19 protein-coding genes and 1 riboswitch are annotated in these 17,692 nt (G+C 43.5%); of the genes, 9 read left to right on the forward strand and 10 right to left on the reverse strand.

Annotation, left to right across the window (positions count from 1 at the left end):
- Nucleotides 1–192: 192 nt before the first annotated feature.
- Nucleotides 193–2,325: an MMPL family transporter gene (locus MKZ26_RS12745; RefSeq protein WP_340766412.1), complete on the forward strand. Its 2,133-nt coding sequence runs from the start codon at nt 193–195 to the stop codon at nt 2,323–2,325.
- Nucleotides 2,326–2,774: 449 nt separating this feature from the next.
- Here the strand turns inward: MKZ26_RS12745 and MKZ26_RS12750 are convergent, their stop codons facing one another.
- The 4 genes from MKZ26_RS12750 to MKZ26_RS12765 form a co-directional block, all read right to left on the reverse strand.
- A complete protein-coding gene (locus MKZ26_RS12750) occupies nt 2,775–2,933 on the reverse strand; it encodes a hypothetical protein (RefSeq protein ID WP_187046511.1) in 159 nt (52 codons plus the stop codon).
- Nucleotides 2,930–3,406: a hypothetical protein gene (locus tag MKZ26_RS12755; RefSeq protein ID WP_067205058.1), complete on the reverse strand. Its 477-nt coding sequence runs from the start codon at nt 3,404–3,406 to the stop codon at nt 2,930–2,932. The genes MKZ26_RS12750 and MKZ26_RS12755 overlap by 4 nt, the downstream gene beginning before the upstream one ends.
- 43 nt (nt 3,407–3,449) lie before the next feature.
- The gene (locus tag MKZ26_RS12760) at nt 3,450–4,103 is read right to left on the reverse strand and encodes a pentapeptide repeat-containing protein (RefSeq protein ID WP_067205055.1); all 654 of its coding nucleotides are present in this window, start codon (nt 4,101–4,103) and stop codon (nt 3,450–3,452) included.
- A 130-nt stretch (nt 4,104–4,233) separates the two neighbouring features.
- Nucleotides 4,234–5,103 (reverse strand): putative RNA methyltransferase, encoded by an 870-nt coding sequence (locus MKZ26_RS12765; protein WP_340766413.1) that lies wholly within the window; start codon nt 5,101–5,103, stop codon nt 4,234–4,236.
- Nucleotides 5,104–5,261: 158 nt separating this feature from the next.
- On the opposite strand from MKZ26_RS12765, the gene MKZ26_RS12770 reads away from it, so the two are divergent.
- A complete protein-coding gene (locus MKZ26_RS12770; protein ID WP_340766414.1) occupies nt 5,262–6,389 on the forward strand; it encodes a CAP domain-containing protein in 1,128 nt (375 codons plus the stop codon).
- Between the two features lie 220 nt (nt 6,390–6,609).
- On the opposite strand, the gene MKZ26_RS12775 is transcribed toward MKZ26_RS12770, so the two are convergent.
- Nucleotides 6,610–7,167, reverse strand: coding sequence for a superoxide dismutase family protein (locus tag MKZ26_RS12775; protein ID WP_340766415.1), 558 nt, complete (start codon nt 7,165–7,167; stop codon nt 6,610–6,612).
- A 287-nt stretch (nt 7,168–7,454) separates the two neighbouring features.
- Here MKZ26_RS12775 and MKZ26_RS12780 point away from each other — a divergent pair, with 287 nt between their 5' ends.
- Entirely contained in the window at nt 7,455–7,775 is a 321-nt protein-coding gene (locus MKZ26_RS12780) for a hypothetical protein (RefSeq protein WP_340766416.1), read from the forward strand.
- Between the two features lie 65 nt (nt 7,776–7,840).
- On the opposite strand, the gene MKZ26_RS12785 is transcribed toward MKZ26_RS12780, so the two are convergent.
- The 5 genes from MKZ26_RS12785 to MKZ26_RS12805 all read right to left on the reverse strand — a co-directional run bounded on the left by MKZ26_RS12785 (nt 7,841) and on the right by MKZ26_RS12805 (nt 11,394).
- Nucleotides 7,841–8,833, reverse strand: a complete 993-nt coding sequence (locus MKZ26_RS12785) for an LLM class flavin-dependent oxidoreductase (RefSeq protein WP_340766417.1) — start codon at nt 8,831–8,833, stop codon at nt 7,841–7,843.
- A gap of 4 nt (nt 8,834–8,837) precedes the next feature.
- Complete coding sequence (locus MKZ26_RS12790) at nt 8,838–9,053, reverse strand: DUF896 domain-containing protein (RefSeq protein WP_340766418.1); 216 nt, start codon at nt 9,051–9,053, stop codon at nt 8,838–8,840.
- 40 nt (nt 9,054–9,093) lie between these two features.
- On the reverse strand, nt 9,094–10,047 hold the full coding sequence (locus MKZ26_RS12795; protein ID WP_340766419.1) for an LLM class oxidoreductase: 954 nt from the start codon (nt 10,045–10,047) through the stop codon (nt 9,094–9,096).
- Nucleotides 10,048–10,079: 32 nt separating this feature from the next.
- Nucleotides 10,080–10,562: an RrF2 family transcriptional regulator gene (locus tag MKZ26_RS12800; RefSeq protein WP_340766420.1), complete on the reverse strand. Its 483-nt coding sequence runs from the start codon at nt 10,560–10,562 to the stop codon at nt 10,080–10,082.
- Between the two features lie 148 nt (nt 10,563–10,710).
- Entirely contained in the window at nt 10,711–11,394 is a 684-nt protein-coding gene (locus MKZ26_RS12805; RefSeq protein WP_340766421.1) for a phosphoribosylaminoimidazolesuccinocarboxamide synthase, read from the reverse strand.
- A 762-nt stretch (nt 11,395–12,156) separates the two neighbouring features.
- Here MKZ26_RS12805 and MKZ26_RS12810 point away from each other — a divergent pair.
- From MKZ26_RS12810 to MKZ26_RS12835, 6 genes are all read left to right on the forward strand, one after another.
- On the forward strand, nt 12,157–12,876 hold the full coding sequence (locus MKZ26_RS12810; protein ID WP_067205029.1) for a YebC/PmpR family DNA-binding transcriptional regulator: 720 nt from the start codon (nt 12,157–12,159) through the stop codon (nt 12,874–12,876).
- Between the two features lie 73 nt (nt 12,877–12,949).
- A riboswitch (TPP riboswitch) is annotated at nt 12,950–13,058 on the forward strand.
- Between the two features lie 681 nt (nt 13,059–13,739).
- Complete coding sequence (locus tag MKZ26_RS12815) at nt 13,740–14,345, forward strand: thiamine phosphate synthase (protein WP_340766422.1); 606 nt, start codon at nt 13,740–13,742, stop codon at nt 14,343–14,345.
- On the forward strand, nt 14,329–15,429 hold the full coding sequence (gene thiO / locus MKZ26_RS12820) for a glycine oxidase ThiO (RefSeq protein WP_340766423.1): 1,101 nt from the start codon (nt 14,329–14,331) through the stop codon (nt 15,427–15,429). Before MKZ26_RS12815 ends, thiO begins: the two co-directional genes overlap by 17 nt.
- Nucleotides 15,392–15,598 (forward strand): sulfur carrier protein ThiS, encoded by a 207-nt coding sequence (gene thiS, locus MKZ26_RS12825; RefSeq protein ID WP_340766424.1) that lies wholly within the window; start codon nt 15,392–15,394, stop codon nt 15,596–15,598. The genes thiO and thiS overlap by 38 nt, the downstream gene beginning before the upstream one ends.
- Complete coding sequence (locus MKZ26_RS12830; protein ID WP_340767656.1) at nt 15,595–16,368, forward strand: thiazole synthase; 774 nt, start codon at nt 15,595–15,597, stop codon at nt 16,366–16,368. The genes thiS and MKZ26_RS12830 overlap by 4 nt, the downstream gene beginning before the upstream one ends.
- A complete protein-coding gene (locus MKZ26_RS12835; protein ID WP_340766425.1) occupies nt 16,365–17,381 on the forward strand; it encodes a ThiF family adenylyltransferase in 1,017 nt (338 codons plus the stop codon). Before MKZ26_RS12830 ends, MKZ26_RS12835 begins: the two co-directional genes overlap by 4 nt.
- Nucleotides 17,382–17,692: the final 311 nt, after the last annotated feature.

Consider the following 17,692-nt stretch of genomic DNA (forward strand, 5'->3'; position numbering starts at 1 on the left):
CCTATATACGATGAACTTCCCTCAGGATGCAACCTATTATTACCTACATAGACTCGTTTAATAACCGCTTGCGGCTTTTCACTCATGCTAGATTCTCTAACCTGTGCCGCCTCCTTCGATAAAAGACATTCCCATCATTTTCCGTTATTATAGAAGAATAGAGTCAATCTATACACAGGAAGGAATGATTGTATGCGCACACTTGCGCGTTTTGTAACAAGCGCACATAAATATATTATCTTTGCATGGATTGCAATCTTCGTCATATTGACGCTATTCGCGATTAAGTTGCCCGGACTTTTAGAAGGTGACGGCTTCCAAACAGATGGCGAACATGCCGCTGTCATGGATATTGTATCTGATGAATTCGATATGCCGGCAGAAACCATGTTCCTCGTTTTCGATAATGTGTCAGATGAAAAAATAGCATCTACACTCACTAACGTAGATAAACTTAAGGTCACTTCAGAAATCGTGTCACCGTTTGACAACGATACACAGTATAAAAACACTGCTTCCTACGCACTTCTTCATTTTGATAACGCGGAGAAAGATATGTCTGTTGTCGTCACGGATATCCGAGAGGCTGTCGGTAATGAAAAAGGAATCACGCTTACAGGTGCTTCCGCTATTTCAAAGGATATTAACACCGCTAGCCAACGTGACTTAATGACAGCAGAGGCGATTGGGTTACCGATTGCGATTATTATACTTCTTTTCGCTTTCGGAACTGTCGTCGCTTCATTCGTACCATTAATTATTGGTATTGTAACTGTCGTATCCTCGTTCGGTGTATTGGCCATTCTTGGCGGAAAAATGGACCTGTCCATTTTTGTCTTGAATATCATCCCAATGCTGGGACTTGCGCTTAGTATAGACTTTGCTTTGTTGTTCATCAGCCGTTATCGTGAAGAACGCAAAAAGAGCGACATGCATGAAGCTATCTCCACTACGATTCGAACAGCAGGAAGATCCGTCATCTTTTCCGCTTTCTGTGTGTTCATCGGACTTGGTGCAATGATGCTTATACAGGTCGACATTTTCCAAAACATTGCAATCGGCGGTATGATTGTCGTAGCAATGGCTGTCCTTGCATCTATAACCTTGTTACCTTCCGTACTTATTGCGCTTGGCGACCGGATTGACAAATGGCAGCTATTGAAAGAAAAATCAGCTGAAGCAAACGGTTGGCGCAAATTTGCCAACGCAGTTATTAAGCGTCCCGTTATGATAACAATTGTTGCGTTTATCCTACTCGGTATCGCAATAATTCCAGTGAAAAATATGGATTTAACAATTCCAGCAATTGATTCATTGCCAAAGTCGTATGATACGCGCCAAGCTTTTGAATTGATTGATAAAGAGTTTGGGCTGGCTGACCAAGCCGCTGTCTATGTCATTGCAGAACGTGCGGACGGCTGGGTGGATGAAAAAGGTCTCCAGTCCATGAAAGAACTTGAAAAAGAACTTTCAAACGATCCGCTTGTGGATAAAGTAACGACAATTTTTACTGCAAGTGACATCGATTCCGTCGAACAATGGGAGCAAGCGATGTTGGCGCCTGAAATCGCCGCCGGACTCTCCCCTCTTATTGAAACATTTGTGAAAGACGACAAGCTGATGATTCCTGTGACACTTAGAGCTAATGGTAGTTCAGATGCCGCACAAGATTGGGCGCGCGACTGGTCCGACAAGGAAACGGAGTGGAACTTATCCATCGGTGGACAACCAAAGTTCAATCAGGAAATCTTCGATGAAATACTGGATAAGATTTTGTACGTTCTGTTAGTTATCCTTGTCTCGACGTTTTTCATCCTAATGATTGCTTTTAAATCTATTTTAATACCGATTAAAGCAATTTTGATGAACATCGTCGGATTAGCTGCCACATTCGGTATTCTCGTCTATATTTTCCAGTATGGTCATTTCGGTTTGGAAGCAGGCACAATTGCGCTTATCATCCCTGTCATCGTCTTTAGTCTTGTCTTTGGACTAAGTATGGACTACGAAGTGTTCCTCATCTCAAGGATGCAGGAAGAGTATGCGAAGACATTGGATAATGACCACTCAACTGTTGAAGGTCTTGCAACAACAAGTAAAATCATCACGTCTGCGGCACTAATCATGATCGTTCTCACAGGGGCATTCGCCTTTACGGACGTTATGCCAGTGAAACAGATTGGTGTCGGCATCGCGATAGCAGTCGCCATTGACGCAACGATTATTCGCCTATTGCTCGTTCCAAGCCTAATGAAACTGTTTGGCAAATGGAACTGGTGGTTACCGTTTAGAAAAGGGCCCTATAAACCTGGGAGTTGGCATTAAAGAAAAGCGGAAGGCGCCGTCCAGCCGCGACAGGCATAAGTCGATCCAGCGACGTGGCGCTCTTTGCCACATAGCTGGATTGCTTATGACCCGAGCGACTGGCGCCTGGAGCCTGGAGCTAGACACTAAAGAAAGGCGGAAGGCGCCGTCCAGCCGCGACAGGCATAAGTCGAGCCAGCGACGTGGCGCTCTTTGCTACATAGCTGGATGGCTTATGATCCGAGCGACTGGCGCCTGGAGCTAGACACTAAAGAAAGGCGGAAGGCGCCGTCCAGCCGCGACAGGCATAAGTCGAGCCGGCGACGTGGCGCTCTTTGCCACATACCTGGATTGCTTATGACCCGAGCGACTGGCGCCTGGAGCTAGACATCGGCCACAGTGGAAAAAACTTATATATTTTAGCTTTAGAAAAAGCACACCAAGGATTAATCCCTGGTGTGCTTTTTCAATTAGCGATAATCAACTTCTTCTATCAATTCAACAACCGTCACAATCGGCGCCATCCCATTTTCCATATTATTGACTGTTGCCTTCATCGTGAAATAAACAGCAATAATACTTAATAACGTAATTAGCACAAGGCCGATGACAAGGTTTTTACCTTTCACTGCGCATCATCCTCGTCTTCAACTCTGACGAATTCCTCTTCAATCAAATAGACGTCCGCTTCGTTATAATCCCCGAAACTTTCTTCCAGATTCAAGCCGTGATACAAATTCCAGAAGCCTTGCTCTTCCATAAGGATTAGCTCTTCACCTTCATTGTTCACAAACTTTTGTACAATAGCCTGCGGTTCAGGTGCTCCTTCAGATAAAGCCTTGATAGAATCTGCAATAATTTTCCGTAGTTCCTCTTCTGAAGCTTCACGGATATTGACGAGACCACGTTCATCCGTATCATAACCAGGAATTCCCGCTACATAGATAAAACCGTTACCGTTCGGGTGAAGATGCTGAACGACGACTGTTTTTTCATATAAGCTTTCTTCATAATGATAGTTGACCCGTTTCATTGACACATCTTTACGTGTAAGTTCGGGAATTGTTTCGATAATCTGTTGTTTCTCTTCAAATGTCAACATATATGTTCACTCTTTTCCACTCTGATTTCGTTTAAGTATACCATTATTCTTCTTTCACGGATAATCCAAGCACACGTGCGAAGCCAATTGCCTGATCTTTTGACACAATACAGCCTGCAATTTTCGGGAGCGTGACTTCAATCCGGTCATATGTACTATCCGACAAGTCAACACCATTCAAGTCCGTTTCAGTGAAGTTAATATTATCCAGCTTACACAACTTAAATTGCACGTTATTAAATGAGCTTTCATAAATATCGCCATCTGTTAAATTACACTCAGCGAATTCAACTTCCTTCATGCTAGAGAAGCTGAAGTTAATATAGCGCCCATCACATTCCTTGATTAACGTATGCCCCACTTTCGCATTCGCAAAGTCCGCACCCGTCAGTTTCGAATTAACGATTTCACACCTGTGGAACATGGCACTTTGAAAATTAACATTGGATAAATCGCACGTATCAAACACTACATCAACAAATTCTGCTCCCGCTAAATCACTTCCCGCAAACGATACATCTTTAAAGATCACGTCATCGAAAGTCAGTCTTTCACCTTCCGCACCTGTCATATGACCTCCGTCAATGCGGACTTTTTCAATGTATCCTTCATTATCGAGAATCGCTTCCACTTGCATAGCCTTATGAGTAACAGACAACTTCGGTTTCTGTCGTTTACTAACCTTTTTTTTAGTCATAAATGAATCCCCCTTTAGCGCGTCTTCCATTCCATAATAATAATAAATAGTATAACTACCGCAATCGCGAGAATATAAAACCAGCTTGGAACACTGCTAATTCCACCAAACATCTTCCTCGCCCCTTTCTTTACTCAACCCGCTTCACACCTGAAATGACGGTGAAGTCGATTGTAATGTTCTGTATATCCATTCCTAGCGCTTCTTCAATCTTTTCCTCACTCGCGCCCCACGTGAGCGGAGTCATGCGGATAAGCGGCGCAAGAAGCCCCGACGATAACGGGAAAACATACGTAATCCGTTCCGTTGTGACAGCGTCATAGTGTTGCGCAAAGCGCGCAACGGGATCCGTATCGTCTGTGCGCTCTTCATCATCATAAAAAACAGCTCGTAACTCCTTTAGATAACCGCTTTCCGGTACTGCTTTTACAAACAATCCATCTGGTTTTAGAAGACGCGTAAACTCGGCGTAATTTGCCGGCGATAAAATATTTAAAATAACATCGAATTGGCTTTCTTGGAACGGGCAATTCGCCAGGTCCGCGACACTCCAAATTGAACCTGGATACTCTTTCGCCGCCGCAGTAATCCCCTCTTTTGCAAGATCAATGCCTATTCCAGTTGTTTTGCTAGGCAGCTGTGAAAGAATTGCCGACAAGTGCGTGCCTTCCCCGCAACCCGCGTCCAGAATGAAGGCCTGTTCCCGCCCTTCTATATGCTCACGAACTTTATGTGTAATAAATTCCAGAACCTGATTGAAAAACCCACTGCTCATTACCGTTTTTCTTGCTTCAAATAGCGATTTATCATACTTCGTCACATGTGCCTGCGGTGCTAAATTGACATAGCCATTTTTTGATAAATCGAATGAGTGATTGTCTACACAAACGAGCCGTGACTTGTCCTCCATGACCATTCCAGATGCGCAGATTGGACATCTAAATAAATGCGAGTTGCTTTCCATCACTTGTGCATTGAATATTTTTTTTGATATAGTCATACGTTGAAAACCCCGTTCATCAGTTGTTCTATTAGTATACAGCTTTTCGACGAGTACTGGAAATGGAGCGAACCCAGTTTATTACCGTCACCATAAATACCTTCATACTGTATTCAACTAGTCCCATGGGGTTACAATAGCAGGTAGGAGGCGATTCCATGAAACGATTATTCTTTTTCATCCTTTTCATTGCTGCACTTTATTTCACAAAACCGTACTGGGAAGAACCAGTCTCACAATATGTCGACATCTCTTTTCTTGAACCTGTCGATGAAAAAATCGATACTCTTTTGACAAAGGAATCCCTCGACACAACAATCCGTTCCATTAGCAACACCATAGATAAAGCACTATCTTACCTAACATCAAAGACAGCCGAAACCGAAGAATCTATCCCTGTTGCAGAGAAACCAGTGTTGGATAAACCCGTGAAAACACAGGTCTCAATCCATAATATCGAACTTGGTAGCCCACAAGAAAAAGTGTCAGCTGAACTTGGGGAGCCAAAAAATCACTCTATGAACGAATACGGTACCGAATGGTTCACTTATCATGATGGCTATCAAAACTTCGTCATGGTTTCGTTCGATGATAAACAGATAGTGAACGCCATTTATACAAATGACGACCTCATTTCATCAACTGCTGGCATCAAATATGGTTCTTTAAAATCAACGGTGCGCGAAACATTCGACGAACCGATTAAAGAAATCCGAAAAGGTTTGAACATTTACATGCTCCAGGAAAGTGAAGGTTTTGACGTCTTCAAATCAGGCGATACCTACACTTATGTTTTTTATGATTTACATCAAAATGACAAAGTTACAGCCATTCAGCTAATTAACGATTCACTGGAAAAGAAAAAAACCGGCATCTATGCCGGCGGTGATGCAAACTTACGAAACGGGTTCGAACAACAACTTTTTGACTTAACAAATGCAGCGCGCGTCCGTCACGGACTTTCCATCCTAAAATGGGAGTCAAACGTAGCAGTTACAGCGCGCAAACACAGTGCGGATATGGCAAATAATGATTATTTTAGCCACGAAAACAAGCAAGGGAAATCCCCATTCGATCGAATGAAAGATGACGGCGTCAGTTTCCGGGGTGCAGGTGAAAACCTTGCATATGGCCAATCAAGCAGTATTTTCGCGCATGAAGGCCTTATGAATTCCGAGGGACATCGTGAAAATATTTTGCTTGATACTTACAGCCACCTGGGTACGGGCGTTTCGTTCAATGAAAAATTGCAGCCTTATTATACAGAGAATTTTTTGCTGAAATAGGGCTGGTGTATGGTGATTGATTGTTTGTTTCGGCAGGTGGACGCTAGATATGATCGGTCACGTGTGTTTATGATTGGTTGGCTACATATATGATCGGCCAAGCGCTGGTTATGATCGATTGGCTACATATATGATCGGTCGAGTGCTGTTTATGATTGCTTGGCTACATATATGCTCGGCGTGCGCTATATATGGTCGGTTGGACTACATATATGCTCGCTTAAGAACCGCCCTTCACTGCCGCACAGGCAATTCGATCACCTGAGTTACCCGATGGATCCGTTTTGTAGTCATCTACTTTTTCATGAATAACAAGCGAACTGCCGTCAGCGTCAAGAAGTGAGTTCTTAACGTCTGGCTTTAGCGTAACTAATGCAGTCGTCACTTCAGCAGTGACCTTACCATCTGCATCGACTTCGAGGTTCGGTAGATCACCTAAATGAAACCCTTTTGGATTATCAAACCCGTGTTCTTTATGTCCCGGATTGAAATGGTCTCCTGCAGATTTAAAATCAGGTGGTGTACACACAGCCATTTCGTGAATATGAACGCCATGTTTGCCTGGCGACAATCCTTCAGCCTGGATATTGATTGTCACACCGTCGATTCCTTCAACAAAGCTGGCTTCACCAATTTTATCCCCTTTCGTGTTCAAAATCGGCGACGTCACCGACTGGACGCTTTCTCCAGTGACCGGTAATTTCACTCCATTCTTTCCACACCCACCAGCAATCAATAGCGCAGACAACATAATGGATAGTACAATTTTTTGTTTCAATATAATTCCTCCTCACTATCTCTTTACTAAGGAGGATGGCTTTAATTCATTTTAATATGTATGGAAAGTAGAATTATTTTCCTATCTAAGTTGAAATAATGATTCATTTCAATTACGCTTCAGCGCTTAGGGAGTGCCTTCACTCCGTTTTTACACGTATTCATATGTTCAATTATCTATATCTTATAGTTTCTTCTGCGATTGCTTAAACACAGATCGGGTTAACACACCAGGAAACTAATTCCATATCACTTCATCTTACCTTTGACAGAAAGGGTGGAAATCGCATGTCTTTCTTTACAATTACAATGTCTTTAGCTGATTTGCAAAGTTATTTGAATAGAATTGATGAATTGTTAATCATCGGATTATTATCAAGTATTGTCTTTATTTGGAGAAGTAAAAAGCTCGGAATAGCTCAGTATTTACTTTACATCATCTCAGTTATGTCGATAGGTATTGCTGGCTATACTGGAATTCTTGGTGGAATCCTAGCCGATGAATTAAATTTGGGTGGAACCATTATTCATGAACTAATCGTTATTTCACTAGGTATCTTCACTATATTTTATACACTTGAGAAATCGGCAGATGATACAAACAAGTAAAAAACCGCTACCAATTCCAGTTTACGTCGAATTGGCGGCGGTTTATCTCTTTTATTTAATTAACTTTAAAACAGTTCCTTCGCTAATAAACGATAAACATCCAAGCGTTTCTTTTGCGAATGAGGAATGCTGCAAATCATGGCTTCATCAAATCCGTAATGCTCCTGCTCTGTTTGTAACAGCGTCGCAATCTCTTTAGCTGTTCCCACTAAATGCAGTTTACGATTTTCTTTAATGGTCATACGATCCATTTCCGTCAACGGATAATCTTGGGCCTCTTCAGGTGTTAAGGATTGCCCGAGGTGACCTTTCATTAGCATTAACCGGGCAATGTCCTGAGGTACAGCTTCGAATTCAGCCTCTTCTTTTGTTTCAGCTACCGTTACCATATAGGACACATTGATTTCCGGTTTTTCCAAGAACGCCGAGGGTTGGAAATTCTTTTTATATGCATCTAAAATCTCTTTAGTCATACCGCCGTTGAAGAACTGCGCAAACGAATAGCCTACACCCATCCGACCTGCCTGGATTGCGCTGTTGCCGCTCGAACCAAGCAACCATGCTTCCGGTAAAACGATAGTAGAAGGGGTTGCGATTGTTTTGTTGTACAAATTGTCTTCCGGCACTTCATCGTTAATCAATTGGAGTGCCGTCTCAAATTTCTCATACATATCATTGACCCTCGGTTTGCGTCCTTCAGATAGTGCATAAATAGCTTGGTTATCGCCACCCGGCGCGCGACCGACACCAAAGTCAATTCGTCCAGGTGAAAATGCACTCAATGTTTTAAATACTTCAGCTAGTTTCAATGGCGAATAATGCATCATCATTACGCCGCCTGTACCAATACGAATGTTTTTCGTTTTGGCAGCCAAGTGAGCTGCTGTTACTTCGGGCGCTGAACTTGCAAATGATTTTGTTCCATGATGTTCAGCCATCCACATCCGATGATAGCCTAATTCATCTGCCAAGATAGCCAGTTCTTCTGCTTTTTTCAAAGCACCCGGGGCAGTATTTCCGCTAGTAACAGGTGCTTGATCTAGTATACTTAATCTCATATGTTTAACGTCCCTTCTCTTGGCGAAGCTTCTCAGGTGTGACATCTTCCCCGAGTGGGTCAATCACAGTTATACCTGAAACAGTGTTCAGAACTTGCCCACGAATTTCTCGTAAGTAGGCTTGCTGCAATACTGTTTGTTCAACCATTTCGGCATTTGTCAAACCTTCTTCACGTTGTTTTTTTGCTAGCTCATTAATGCGGTCTAAGTCTTTAATCATTTTTTCTCCCTCTTCCCCTATCATTTACTTTTCAATGGCTTCACTTCTCAATTGATGGAAAGTGAGGAAGTACATATTCCCCTATTTCCTGAATTACATCTTCCACGGGGCGGCTACCCGTTTTCAAACCCAATATGACATGATTAACACCAATATTTTGTAAAGCATACAAGTAATCGATTAGAAACTTATGACCTGACCTAAAGCCTACTTTTATGGGTACCGGGTTCGGTGCGGCCAACGGATTCTCTGATAAGTCGATAACCAATGGTTGTATAAATGGTTTAAACTCACCCGTTGCCTGTCGCCAAAGTTTGATCATTTCACGCTGACGATTTGCTTCTTGCGCATAAAACATCCAGCCATCCATATGTTCTGCCAGCCATTCAGTCGTTTGACCAGAATAGCCTGTTGCTAAAACGGGGATATCGGCTAAGACAGGCTTCGGAATAATATCCCCTTCTGTCATGCCAACCCTTTCTGTATGAACCTGTGGGTATGATTCTTCCCGCACTTTTTTCATGACCGTTAACGACTCCCGAAACAATTCTGCCCTATCATTACGCTCCACTTTAAATGCGGGAAATTCGATTGGGCGGTCACCAGTTGCAGCGCCAAACAAGAAACGTTGATTAGACATTTCATCCAAAGATGCAGCCGATTTGGCTAAGTGAAGGGGGTGACGTAATGTTGTGACGACACTTGCAGTACCAAGCGCGAGTTTATTCGTATGTGCTGTTACATAGGCGAGAAAAATAAAAGGATCATATATAACACCTGTATCTCCAAATTTAGGATCGAATAACGGAGAATCTCTAACAAACAAAGAAGCAAATCCTAGATCTTCTACTTTTTTCACAAGCGTCATTTGCTCTTTCAAATCCATCTTGGGGAGACTTCCAGCATCCAGCTCCAAAGGAAACATAAACCCAAGCGTTAATTTGTTTTCCTTAAACGTTCGTGTAAAACCATTATGTGATTGGAATTTCCCCATAATGCCATCCTCCTAGCTGCCACTCTTTTCAATCATAGAACCATTTTTTCGCGAATCAATTCTTGTAGAAATTCCACTTTCTCTTGATAGCGCTCTGTCTGAATTCCATCTGATAGGGATGCGATTGTTTCACGCTTCAGTACGGATTTCCAAACCGATTCAGCTTCTCCCATTAAGTCCGTTAACAAACAACCTGTATCTTCTTTTTCCAAATCAAGCATGTCGTCGAGAATCCCACTTGCGGAATAAAGGGATTGCTGACCCTCTATTGCGACATAAATATCGTATATCCGAATCTCTTCGGGCTTTTTCTTTAATTTGAACCCGCCTTTTACACCTGACACAGAAGTAATCAAGTCTGCACTGACCAGTTTTCTCAACAACTTTTGAAAATATGTTGGTGAGGTTCCCAGTTGCTGGCTGATTGCATCTCCTGGCAGTACCGCTCTATCTGGCAGCATGTTTAGCATGAGAATCGCATAAACAGACTGCTCAACGCCTGTTTTCATTTGCATAAAATTCGCCTCTTTTATTAATCTAATGTAGATATCCATTATCCTCTTTATCAAACTTTATCTTACAGTACTCGTAAAGTACATTTATTTGATTGTAATAAAAACCGCTGCCAACTCCAGTTTCGTGGAATTAACAGCGGTTTGTCATTTATGCAAGTATCAATTTTTCAAGATCCATTGGTGCAATATATGTACCGTCTTTATAGACGCGCATATTCCCACCGGAAATTTCGTCAATCAGCATGATCTTACCTGATTCAGCGTCGCGTCCAAACTCGAGTTTAATATCATACAAGTCAAGACCTTTTGTTGCAAGTTCAGCTCTAACTACGCCTGAAATCTCTTTCGTTAATGCTTCGAGCGTAACGTATTCATCAGTTGTCAATAGACCAAGTTGTGCTAGTCCATCCTTGTTTATCGGCGGGTCGTTACGGTCATCGTCTTTGAGCGTGACTTCTACGAAGGCATCCAAAGGTTGTCCTTCTTCACAGTACGCACCGTATCTACGTAAGAAGCTTCCAACAGCGCGGTATCTGCAAATCACTTCAAGGCCTTTGCCGAATACCTTCGCTGATCGTACTGTCATCGTTACTTCATCAATATTAGCATCTACATAATGAGTAGGAATATCTTTATCCGCCATTTTTTCAAAGAAATATTTCGTCATCCGAAGTCCGGATTGCCCCGCGCCTTCAATCGATAAGCCAACTGTGTTCGCGCCAGGATCGAAAACCCCGTCTTCTCCGGTTACATCATCTTTAAATTTCAGTAGTACATTGTTGCCGTCCAATTTGTATACATCTTTCGTCTTCCCTTTATATATGAGTTCCATGCGTCTGTTCCCTTCTATAGTAGGATGAACGTTCACCTTTAGTATAATTGAGAATCGTCATAAGAAAAAGAGTTTTTCTTAAATATCGGATAATGTTCTTTCCATAACGCCAAAACTGTACGATAGTAGACAAATTCTCATAATTGAAAGACAGTATATATGTTGAACAAATGAATACGGCGTATGCGCTTTACAAGGGCTTTTGGAAGGCCACTGAAAAAAACTTGTATTTGAAATGAATTAGGATTCCCCCTAATACCGCTTCGGCGCTTTGTGGATGCCTCCCGCGATAAGCCAGAAAGGAAACCACTTTCAGTCTTATCGCTCCGGCTACCACGAAGACGCTCCTGCGCTGGATGGTCTATGTGAGAAAGAGCTTTTCTTTATCTGTGATGAAATCTGCAACCAGGAGTGTATCTTTCTTGACTATAAGTAGTAGCAAAAAATAATCACATTATAATCTCGGCATATACATCTCGAACTCACATTTCTCTCGATAATGAACATCCTAGCGCAGGCGCGGCAAAGGCATCCCCAAAGCGCCAAGCGTTCTACAATCCACACCCCGAATTAATACTCTCTCCTTATTGAGCGCCACAGTAAATTTAGTGGGATTCTTTAATTCAACATATACAGGTAAAAAATTTCTCCCTTACACAACCTAATAGCCCATTTTTAATAATTCCCACTCGTCTACTTGCATATAATTGTTGTATACTTATTGTAGTAAATCTATGCTTAATCGAAAGTGAGTGGAAATTCATGGGCCGTAAATGGAACAATATCAAAGAGAAAAAAGCGTCAAGAGATGCGGACACGAGTCGCATTTATGCAAAATTCGGACGTGAAATTTATGTAGTAGCGAAGCAAGGCGAGCCTGATCCTGAATTGAATCAAGCGCTAAAATTTGTCGTAGAACGCGCAAAAACATATAGTGTACCAAAAGCGATTATTGACCGGGCAATTGAAAAAGCAAAAGGTGGTTCAGAAGAAAACTTTGACGAGCTTCGCTATGAAGGATTCGGACCAAATGGCTCGATGGTTATTGTCGATACACTGACAAATAACGTCAATCGTACTGCATCAGAAGTACGCGCCGCATTCGGTAAAAATGGCGGTAATATGGGTGTCAGCGGATCCGTTTCCTACATGTTTGATGCGACTGCAGTTATCGGAATTGAAGGTATGTCCGCCGACGACGTTCTCGAACTTCTAATGGATGCGGACGTCGAAGTGCGTGATATTCTAGATGAAGAGGAATCGGTCATCATCTATGCTGAGCCAGACCAGTTCCATGCTGTACAGGCAGCTTTAAAAAGTGCCGGTATTACAGAGTTTAACGTCGCTGAAATAACAATGCTTGCACAAAACGACTTGACTCTGTCACCAGAAGCTCAAGCACAATTCGAGAAAATGATTGACGTACTGGATGATTTAGAAGATGTTCAACAAGTGCATCATAACGTCCACTTAGACGACTAAGCGCAACTGTTCATCCTTTCATTCATTCCATTGACGTGCTATGCTACTAATAGATTGACAACTTCATAACATATTCGACCATTAGGGGAATCCTTTTAAAGGACTGAGAAACGAGTTCCACTCCGCTACCCTTATCACCTGAACAGGTTTGTACCTGCGTAGGGAAGTGGCGTGTCTTCCTATCAGTGCATTCTAATGCCATCGACAGACCACTTTCCATACCTGGAAAGTGGTCTTTTTTTATCAAGAAAAGCAGAAGGCGCCGCTCAGCTCCGACAGGCATAAGACGGTTTACGAAGAGGGCGTCCTTCAGCCCTCGCAGTAAAACGACTTATGACCCGAGGAGTTGGCGACTGGAGCTAGACAACAAGAAAAGCAGAAGGCGCCGTCTAGCCCCGAAAAGCGCTGGAAGGCTTGACGATAAAGGCGCTCTTTGCCTTTTCGGCAAGACTGAAGCGACTCGAGCGGCTGGCGCCTGGAGCTAGACAATAGAGAAAAGTGGAAGGCGCCGTTTAGCCCCGAAAAGCGCTGGAGGAATTGATGGTAAAGGCGATCTTTGCCTTTCCCATCAATTCTGAAGCGACTCGAGGGGCTGGCGCCTGGAGTCTAGACAACAAGAAAAGCAGAAGGCGCCGCCTAGCCCCGAAAAGCGCTGGAAGGCTTGACGATAAAGGCGCTCTTTGCCTTTTCGGCAAGACTGAAGCGACTCGAGGGGCTGGCGCCTGAAGTCTAGACAACAAGAAAAGCAAAAGGCGCCGCTCAGCCCTTAAAAGCGCTGGAAGAATTGATGGGTTGGCGCCTGAAACTAGACCCTGTTCCCAAGTGATAACATATACTATTTCTTTTCGATAAGGAGGAGTTCGATGAAGATAATTGCCGTAACAGATGACAAAATGGAACATAGTCAATTGCTTGATACCCTGCTAGCAATCGAACCTTTTATCGACGGAGCCATCTTACGTGAGAAATCGAAAATGGATTCAGAAATAATAGCGTTGATTCGACAATTAATCGAAGCTGGCTTTGATTCAACTAAACTAATTGTCCATGGACGAACGAACGTCGCTTCAATTACGGGGATTAAAAAAGTTCAACTACCCGGATACGGCGAACCGCTAACGCTACTCAAAAAAAAATTCCCGGCTATCTCCTTCGGCAGATCTGTCCACTCTTATGGTGAAGCTGAAACTGCTTATAAAGAAGGTGCTGACTGGATTCTTTATGGTCATTTATTCGAGACAAGTTCAAAAGTAGGCCTCCCTCCCCGTGGAACCGATGAGCTTTTTCAAATCGTTGAATCGCTAGCAATTCCTATCTACGCAATTGGTGGAATTCAGCCGCATCACCTTCCGCAATTAAATCAAGGCGGAGTTGCAGGAATTGCAGTGATGTCGTCCATTTTTGGCAGTGACAATCCTGAAGTTGCCACAACAGCCTATAAGGATGCCAACCATGTCACAACCAGTTGATGTTGTCGTTATTGGGGGAGGGATTATTGGTTGCAGTACAGCTTATTATTTAGCAAAAGAGGGTTTGTCAGTTCACCTTGTTGAACGCGATAAAATCGCTCAAGGCACTACTCGGGCGGCTGGCGGCATGCTTGGTGCACACTCTGAATATTTGAATGACACCTTTTATTCATTCGCGCAAGAAAGTCAGGAACTGTATTCAGAATTCCAACGTGATGCAGGGGTTGACTTCGGTTATACAACTGGTGGTATTGTTCAGTTTGCTTGTTCCGAAGAAGAACGAATTGCCCTTTCCCATTGGAAAAACGCAGTTCATCTTTCAGCTGAACAAGTTCGCGAACGAATTCCACATGTCGCCCCTCCTGCTTTTGGTGCGTATCTTTTTGAAGAAGACGTACATGTTCATCCTGAAAAGGCTTGTCTGGCATTTTGCGCAGCGGCTAAAAGTTTGGGTGCTACTGTTTCAGAACAGGCCACAGTCGATGAAATCACACTGTTAAATGGCGGCTATCAGATACGCATTGCGTCGTCCATTATCAACGCAAAACATCTAGTCATCGCAAGCGGCGCAGCGAGTGCCAAGCTTGTGTCAGGGCTGCAAATGACCGCAGTGAAAGGCCAATGTATGCAACTCAATGCGGTAGGCATGCAATTACCTTATACACTTTTCCATAAAGGCTGTTACGTTATTCCACGCCCGGGTGGAACGCTCGTCATCGGGGCCACGATGGAATACGGGCATACAGACTTGCAGATAACAGATGCCGGTAATTTGGCATTAAGTGCGATTGCGGAACGTTTTATACCTGGTCTTTCCCGCCTTCCTGTTATGAACAGATGGGCAGGTCTACGTCCAAAAACCGTTGACGACTTGCCGTATATTGGTAGGATTCCAGGGAATGAAAATATGTATATTGCGGCTGGTCATTTCAGAAACGGGATTTTATTGGCGCCCGCAACCGCCTGCTTGATTCGTGATTTGATCATCGGAAATGAAGTGAATACAGAACGGATTAAGGCATTTGATCCGAAAAGGGGGATTTTTCATGAAGCGAACAATCGAACTGAATGGCAATCGGTATGACATGCCCGCAGAAGTTAAAAATGTGCAGGAACTGCTTGGGCATCTTGAACTTGCGGAACGCATCGTCATCGTGGAATTGAACCGCGATATTCTTGCGAAAGACGCATATGACAAACCGATCAACGACCGCGACCAAATAGAAATCATTCACTTTGTAGGAGGAGGATAATTATGCTAAAAATCGGCAATAAAACATTCAATTCAAGACTATTACTAGGTACAGGAAAATACCCGTCATTTGATGTGCAAAAAGAGGCAGTGCATGTATCGGAGTCAGAAATTCTTACGTTCGCAGTAAGACGTATGAATATCTTCGAGCCATCACAACCAAATTTCTTGGAGCAACTCGATCTTTCGAAATATACACTATTACCAAATACAGCGGGCGCAAAAACGGCGGAAGAAGCGGTACGCATTGCGAAACTGGCGAAAGCATCAGGACTTTGTGACATGATTAAAGTTGAAATCATCGGCTGTGACCGATCATTGCTCCCGGATCCAGTAGAAACACTTCGGGCAACTGAAATGCTGTTAGATGAAGGATTCATCGTCCTGCCTTATACGTCAGATGATGTTGTGCTCGCACGCAGGTTATGCGAAATGGGCGTTCATGCAATCATGCCAGGCGCTTCCCCAATCGGATCAGGGCGTGGTATTTTGAATCCACTTAACTTGTCGTTCATCATTGAACAATCCAATGTACCCGTTATTATCGATGCAGGAATTGGCTCGCCGAAAGATGCAGCTTATGCGATGGAGCTTGGCGCTGACGCGGTTTTATTGAACACAGCGGTATCTGAAGCGGGGGATCCGATTAAAATGGCCCTTGCCATGAAGCTCGCGATTGAAGCTGGACGACTCGGCTATGAAGCAGGCCGGATGCCGATGCGCGATTATGCGGTTGCAAGTAGCCCACTGGAAGGACTTGTAACGAATTGATTGAAAAATATTCACGTCAGGCATTATTCGCTCCAATTGGCGATGTCGGTCAAAAAAGAATTCGTAAAGCTAGCATTTTCATATTAGGTGCCGGCGCGCTTGGCTCATCCGGTGCTGAAATGCTCGTCCGTGCAGGCGTTGGACGCGTAACGATTGTGGACCGAGACATTATCGAGTCGACCAATCTGCATCGCCAGCAACTGTATACGGAACAAGACGTCATTGAGCAATTGCCAAAAGCAGTTGCGGCGGAGAAACGATTGACGGCGATTAATAGCGATGTAGCTATAACAGGTATTGTAGTCGATGTAACGCCACAAAACGTCCTCGATCTAATGACCGACCATGATTTAGTTTTGGATGCAACAGACAATATTGAAACACGGCTGCTAGCGAACGATGCAGCGCTGAAACTCGGCATCCCCTTTTTCATGGGGGCATGTGTCGGAAGTTATGGCCTAACGTTTCCGATTGGCATTCAAGACAACCAGCCGTGTCTACATTGCTTGCTAGAAACATTGCCATCACAGACATTAACATGTGATACAGTCGGCGTCATCAGCCCGGTTGTGGTTACTACAGCGGCTCGGCAAGTTACTGACGTGTTGAAATATATAACAGGAACACCTTTTGGACCGAAACTCGAATCTGCTGATTTATGGACAGGCGACCGCGCTTCAATTGGAGTTGCAAGCATGAAGAAAGCCGGTTGTCCAAGCTGTTCCGAAAATGCAGTGTATCCGTTCCTTTCTGCCCGTGAGTCTATGAAAACAGCGGTGCTTTGTGGACGTGACACCGTTCAATTGTCTTGGCCTAAAAGTAGAAAGTTTGAACTCCTCCCTTTTGCCGAATCAATTCGCGGAAGCGTCTCAAAATTAATTCACAACCCACATCTCGTTGCCTGTGAATACAACGGTCACCGCATCGTACTGTTCCGTGACGGTCGCATGCTTGTACATGGAACGAAAGATATTGTAACTGCGAAGAAAATTGCTGCCGGGTTGCTAGGATAATTGTTGAATGAAAAAAGAGCATAGCTTTTATGCTCTTTTTTCAGTTCCCCCTCGTATAGGTAAACCAAATGGTCCCCCCTAATTGCGAAAACTAAAAATGGTGAACAACTGAATACCTACATAAACTAAGCGAATGCGCCTTAACAGGAATAGCTGGAGCCACGAGATCGGCCAGTGGTTTTTCTACTGGCTTATCGTGGGGGGCATCCCCGAGCGCCACAGCGAATTCAATGGTATTACTTATAAAATACAATTTCCGCCATATACATGCTTTAAGGACAGCTTTTTAATAATGCTAGCAGTACTTCCCC

The organism is Sporosarcina sp. FSL K6-6792 (assembly GCF_038004885.1).
GTDB lineage: Bacteria > Bacillota > Bacilli > Bacillales_A > Planococcaceae > Sporosarcina > Sporosarcina psychrophila.

Excerpts from the sequence above, each read along its gene's own strand:
- MKZ26_RS12755 (WP_067205058.1), bottom strand. The coding sequence starts at position 3,406 with ATGTTGACATTTGAAGAGAAACAACAGATTATCGAAACAATTCCCGAA.
- MKZ26_RS12785 (WP_340766417.1), bottom strand. The coding sequence starts at position 8,833 with ATGAGATTAAGTATACTAGATCAAGCACCTGTTACTAGCGGAAATACT.
- MKZ26_RS12795 (WP_340766419.1), bottom strand. The coding sequence starts at position 10,047 with ATGGGGAAATTCCAATCACATAATGGTTTTACACGAACGTTTAAGGAA.
- MKZ26_RS12780 (WP_340766416.1), top strand. The coding sequence starts at position 7,455 with ATGTCTTTCTTTACAATTACAATGTCTTTAGCTGATTTGCAAAGTTAT.
- thiS (WP_340766424.1), top strand. The coding sequence starts at position 15,392 with ATGAAGCGAACAATCGAACTGAATGGCAATCGGTATGACATGCCCGCA.
- MKZ26_RS12770 (WP_340766414.1), top strand. The coding sequence starts at position 5,262 with ATGAAACGATTATTCTTTTTCATCCTTTTCATTGCTGCACTTTATTTC.
- MKZ26_RS12765 (WP_340766413.1), bottom strand. The coding sequence starts at position 5,103 with ATGACTATATCAAAAAAAATATTCAATGCACAAGTGATGGAAAGCAAC.
- MKZ26_RS12800 (WP_340766420.1), bottom strand. The coding sequence starts at position 10,562 with ATGCAAATGAAAACAGGCGTTGAGCAGTCTGTTTATGCGATTCTCATG.
- MKZ26_RS12810 (WP_067205029.1), top strand. The coding sequence starts at position 12,157 with ATGGGCCGTAAATGGAACAATATCAAAGAGAAAAAAGCGTCAAGAGAT.
- MKZ26_RS12815 (WP_340766422.1), top strand. The coding sequence starts at position 13,740 with ATGAAGATAATTGCCGTAACAGATGACAAAATGGAACATAGTCAATTG.
- thiO (WP_340766423.1), top strand. The coding sequence starts at position 14,329 with ATGTCACAACCAGTTGATGTTGTCGTTATTGGGGGAGGGATTATTGGT.
- MKZ26_RS12745 (WP_340766412.1), top strand. The coding sequence starts at position 193 with ATGCGCACACTTGCGCGTTTTGTAACAAGCGCACATAAATATATTATC.
- MKZ26_RS12760 (WP_067205055.1), bottom strand. The coding sequence starts at position 4,103 with ATGACTAAAAAAAAGGTTAGTAAACGACAGAAACCGAAGTTGTCTGTT.
- MKZ26_RS12790 (WP_340766418.1), bottom strand. The coding sequence starts at position 9,053 with ATGATTAAAGACTTAGACCGCATTAATGAGCTAGCAAAAAAACAACGT.
- MKZ26_RS12805 (WP_340766421.1), bottom strand. The coding sequence starts at position 11,394 with ATGGAACTCATATATAAAGGGAAGACGAAAGATGTATACAAATTGGAC.